1 protein-coding gene and 1 pseudogene are annotated in these 2459 nt (G+C 46.5%); both read right to left on the bottom strand.

Annotated features, from left to right (window positions below; translation table 11 throughout):
- Nucleotides 1-339: 339 nt before the first annotated feature.
- A pseudogene (locus OQ5_RS24050) lies at nucleotides 340-1476 on the bottom strand (IS91 family transposase).
- Nucleotides 1466-2356, bottom strand: a complete 891-nt coding sequence (locus OQ5_RS0101810) for a tyrosine-type recombinase/integrase (RefSeq protein ID WP_016775852.1) — start codon at nucleotides 2354-2356, stop codon at nucleotides 1466-1468. The pseudogene OQ5_RS24050 and the gene OQ5_RS0101810 overlap by 11 nt, the downstream one beginning before the upstream one ends.
- Nucleotides 2357-2459 lie beyond the last annotated feature (103 nt).

Here is a 2459-nt window from a genome sequence, read left to right as displayed (position 1 = left end):
AAACACTTAGCCTCCGATCAAGCGTTGCTTGCATACGCTTGACATTGGAGGCTTTGTTGAACTAAACATTCTACCCGGGCCTCATCATAAGATTCTAAAATGCAATGTTTTACTTATAGTGTTTTCAATGGGGTTTTTGAATGAGAGCAAAGTACTTTTTGTCTTTATTATTGAGCGTTCTTTGACATATGATTTTCCATTAACTGCCTGTCTGAGGTGATTCTTATTGTGGTTGCCCTGTCTTTTCCCGGATTTTCATGGGAAACCGGCCTTGAGAACATACCTTCCCCGTTTGCACCCATGAGATACATTATTTCTGTGGACATGCCAAATGACCGCTTAAGCGCACTCCAGAATGGGTGGCGCCCGCTCTTTGGGATAGTTCTCCAGTAACAACAGTTCGCCACCACATTCGCGGCATTGCAGTAGGGAACGCTCGCCAAAACGTGCGGCCAGTACCTGTGAACGGGTAAGACGCTTTGGTACATTAAAACCTGCAAGCAGTTGTTCTCTTATTATCGCCAGCGCATTCCTTTTGTTTCGGTTGCTGAGAAAGCCCAGGTGACGGATGCGCCGAAAATAAGGTGGAACGATATGATCCAGAAAACGCTCCAGGAATTTCACCCCCGTAAGCGTTTCTGTTTCCTTCCGGTAACCTTCCTTTCGGTTAAGCCAGCTAAAAGTTACATGCTTGTCAGTGACACTCAGGATGCGATGATTGGATATGGCCACCCGGTGGCTGTATCTTCCAAGATACTCAACCACACTTGCTGATGTGCCAAAAGCCTGTTTGGCATACACCACTCAGGACTTTTTTATCAAATCACGTGGCACATGTTTGGTGATTTTTCCCAGCCTCTTCAACCGGCGAAGTTTGCTGGCAAACCGGGCGCTGAAAACATTGGAGAGTTGTTTTACATCAAACAAAAAATTGCCCTTTTGTTTGGTGCTTTTCCACCTCCCCCTTTTGTCCAATCCACCGGCCGGGACAATAAGGTGCACATGAGGGTGAAAGTGCAGTTGCTGGTCCCACGTATGCAAAATCGCAATGGCTCCGGGTTGTGCGCCCAGAAGTTTCGGGTCTTTTGCAAAGATAGTGAGGGTTTCCCACGACTTCTCAAACAACAAATTATACATTATCTCCCGGTTGAAGCGAAACAGCTCCAATAAATCGTGAGGCACGGTAAAGACCACATGGAAGTATTTGACCGGAAGCAACTCCTGTTTTCGGTCATCAATCCACAGTTCCTTATCGATGCCCTGGCAACGGGGACAATGACGATTTCGACAACTATGCATTACATAGTGAACGCTGCCACAATCCCGGCAAACCATAGCAGAACCGCCAAGTTTGGTGGTACGGCACGCAGAAAGTGCCCGCAAGGTCTTTAGTTGATGTCCGGTAACGCCTCGTTTTTGCAGCAATGCAGGCAGAAACTGGTCTATGATGCCCCCCAGGTCCTGATCAGCGCCCATTTTTATAGAGTTTTTCCATTGGGCTAAAGCATGCCTGGGGGACTGATTGGGCTATATGCAGGTACATCAGGGTTGTGCGTAGCTGTGCATGGCCCAGTTGTTTTTTCACACTCATGATATCCAGTCCCATTTCTATAAGGTGAGTTGCATAGGTGTGCCGCAAAGTATGAATGCACACATCCTTTTTTATCCCGGCCTTACGGATAGCAGCCCTGAAGGCATAGCGTATGCCCTGGCGACTAATTTGCTGGCCACGGATTTTACCGTTAAACAGCCACTCCCGGGGTCCGGAAGTTTCAAAATACAGGGTAAGTCCGCGCAAAACAATTGAAGATACCGGGACATAGCGGTCCTTCTTGCACTTGCTCTCGCGGATGTGCACTTGGTGTCGATCAAAATCCACATCCGTAATTTTCAGGTTAATAACTTCACTGATGCGAAGACCGCAGTCGTAAATAAGACTGAAAAGGACCCGGTGTTTGAGAAGTTTAGGTGCTTTAAGGATTCGTCTGATCTCCTGCTGTGAAAAGACTTCCGGCAGCGCTTTGCTCTGGGAAATGGTCGGAAGGCTCAAATACAATTCTTCGTTCTTAAACATGCTGAACATGGTACGAAGACCATAAACCAGGTGCTTAAAAGAGCTCATACTGGGCTGGTCATTCTCACGCAAATAAAAAAGGTATTCCTCCAACTGGTCCCGGGAAAGCTCCAAAGGTGAGCTTTGAAAGTGAAGCACCAGCTTAGAGATTTGCATCAAATAATTGCGGATGCACGATGAAGACTTCCCGGCAAGGGTGTACTTACGAAGAAACTGCTCACTGACTGTTTTGAACTCGGGCACTGCCTCGCAGGCCTGCTCTAAATAAGGTTTTCTGCTCATAATAAATTGTTTAAAAGTTTACAAGCAGAAAATTCGGGTTATTTTGGAAGATTTCTTAGTTTTATAGTGATAAGCTCCCGTGAAAACGGGTTTAGTTCAACAA

It is taken from the genome of Anaerophaga thermohalophila str. Valhall, from assembly GCF_000250735.1.
Taxonomy (GTDB): domain Bacteria; phylum Bacteroidota; class Bacteroidia; order Bacteroidales; family Marinilabiliaceae; genus Anaerophaga; species Anaerophaga thermohalophila_A.
The sequence above is the reverse complement of the archived record's forward strand: the minus strand, read 5'-3'. Positions and strand labels throughout refer to the sequence as shown.

Bases quoted from the DNA above. Each gene is read 5' to 3' on its own strand.
- OQ5_RS0101810 (WP_016775852.1), bottom strand. From the start codon at position 2,356: ATGAGCAGAAAACCTTATTTAGAGCAGGCCTGCGAGGCAGTGCCCGAG.